At 68.8% G+C, this 1,715-nt stretch carries 4 protein-coding genes; 1 reads left to right on the forward strand and 3 read right to left on the reverse strand.

The features are described from left to right. Positions 1–23: 23 nt before the first annotated feature. On the reverse strand, positions 24–275 hold the full coding sequence (locus tag ACNPM4_RS03545) for a hypothetical protein (protein ID WP_091031458.1): 252 nt from the start codon (positions 273–275) through the stop codon (positions 24–26). 29 nt (positions 276–304) lie between these two features. On the opposite strand from ACNPM4_RS03545, the gene ACNPM4_RS03550 reads away from it, so the two are divergent. Then, positions 305–475, forward strand: a complete 171-nt coding sequence (locus tag ACNPM4_RS03550) for a hypothetical protein (protein ID WP_448984716.1) — start codon at positions 305–307, stop codon at positions 473–475. 8 nt (positions 476–483) lie between these two features. On the opposite strand, the gene ACNPM4_RS03555 is transcribed toward ACNPM4_RS03550, so the two are convergent. Further along, positions 484–987, reverse strand: coding sequence for a ClbS/DfsB family four-helix bundle protein (locus ACNPM4_RS03555; RefSeq protein ID WP_448984717.1), 504 nt, complete (start codon positions 985–987; stop codon positions 484–486). Further along, positions 987–1,571 carry an antibiotic biosynthesis monooxygenase gene (locus ACNPM4_RS03560; protein ID WP_448984718.1) on the reverse strand — a complete coding sequence of 195 codons (585 nt, stop codon included), beginning with the start codon at positions 1,569–1,571 and terminating at the stop codon, positions 987–989. The genes ACNPM4_RS03555 and ACNPM4_RS03560 overlap by 1 nt, the downstream gene beginning before the upstream one ends. Between the last annotated feature and the right edge of the window lie 144 nt (positions 1,572–1,715).

Raw genomic sequence — 1,715 nt, forward strand, 5'->3', positions numbered from 1 at the left:
GCGTTCTCTCGTCTCGTCGACCGTCAGTAACGGATGGTCGTCGTGTACCAGGTGCCGCGGTTGAAGCTCTTGACGCACGGAGAATAGCTGGTGACCCGGTAACCGGCCTTCGCAATGGCTACCATCTGTGCTCCCGTCGCCGAGATGCAGGCCGTGCGGTTCTGCGAGGAGTATCCCCACATGTTCTCCGCGTACGCCGGAGCAGCCCCCAGCGTGGCCCCCGCCACGACGGCGAGCCCGGCGGCGAACGATGCCAACTTGGTCGATTTCTTCATGATTCCACCCTCCATCCGGTCAGCGCGCGGTGCGCTTCAGCAAGGAGCATAGCCAGCGCCGTAGCGCGCTCGCGCCCTTCGTGCTCGAGAACTTCTACGACACCCCGCCGGCCTCGGCATCGCAGTACTTCATCGTGTTCGCGGTCGGAAACCTGGCCGGCGTGGTTATCGAGGGGGGCTCGCCGGGGAAGGGGACCTGAGCCCGCGCTCAGAGCGTCCGGAGCCAGCGGCGGATGCGGCCGCGGGCGTTCCGGTAGGGCGATGAGGTGTTGAGCGAGATCATGCGCCCCATCGTCCAGGTGCGATACCACGGTGCGCCGTAGAGCTCCGCGTCCGATCGGGCCAGGACGAGCGCTTCGATCCGCTGCTCCGCGTCGTCGAGGCGTGCCCGCAGATCCGCCCAGGACGCGCCCTCGTGGTCGCGGTAGAAGCGCTGAGCCAAGGCGCCGAGGTCATTCCAGCCGAAACCGGCCGCCGGCATCTCGTCGGGGAGCCCGGCGGCGCGACGGTCGTGCCAGGTGAGCACCTGCTCGTTCCAGCCGATCAAGTACGCGAGAAGATCCGCCGGGCTCATCATCGTGCTCTTGACGTGACCGGACAGCACGGGTTCTCGGGCGGACTCCGTCGGCACCCGATCGAGGTCGGCGCGCAGGCGGGCATACTCCGTCCGGATCGCGGTGAGCAGCTCGTCCTTCGACGCGGGGACGGCCATCAGCGGGTGAGCCAGCTCCGCAGCGAGCGGGTGACGAACGGGAGCACCCAGTACGCCATGATCGGCGTCAGCACGAGAGTGGTGACGAGCACGCGCAGCCAGATCGGCAGCTCGTTCCACCCCGGGATCGGACTCATCGCGTAGGTGAAGGCGAGGTTCACGGGGAAGAACCCCAGCCAGATCGAGGTCGCCTGCTTCCAGCGGGGAGGAGCTGGGGCGACCGTGACCGTCTCGGTGGTTCCGTCGACGGACGGGAGCGTGATGGTGCCGGTGGTCGGCTCATCGAACCAGCCCTCGATCCCGGTCCGCCGCTTGGAGCGCTCGCTGCGCACGAAGCCTTGGCCCATCGACAGCCACCACGCCCGCTCCGCCGACTGCTCCCACGAGGTGAGCGAATCCTCGCTCGCGAAGCGGTACAGCATGTGCCACACCTGCGAATCCTCGCCGGCGCGCACCCAGCCGGAGCCGAGGAAGCCCGGGTACTTCGTCGCGAGGTTCACGCCCGTCTGCACCCAGGCGGTCGCCTCGGTGATGCGTCCGGGGTCGACTTCGCGGCGGATGGAGACGGTGACGGGCTCGGACATGGTGCGGTCCTCGGGGGAACGGGCGGCCGGGGTCGGGACGCCGAAGCGGATGCGCCAGGGGTGGCAGCGCACCGTCGATTCTAATTCGGATGCGGAGGGCTGCAGGCCGCTTCCGGCCCGGACGGAGAGGACCCCCCCCCCCCC

Source organism: Microbacterium umsixpiens (assembly GCF_053543675.1).

Coding starts and splice junctions, on each gene's coding strand:
- ACNPM4_RS03560 (WP_448984718.1), bottom strand. CDS start 1,571: ATGTCCGAGCCCGTCACCGTCTCCATCCGCCGCGAAGTCGACCCCGGA.
- ACNPM4_RS03545 (WP_091031458.1), bottom strand. CDS start 275: ATGAAGAAATCGACCAAGTTGGCATCGTTCGCCGCCGGGCTCGCCGTC.
- ACNPM4_RS03555 (WP_448984717.1), bottom strand. CDS start 987: ATGGCCGTCCCCGCGTCGAAGGACGAGCTGCTCACCGCGATCCGGACG.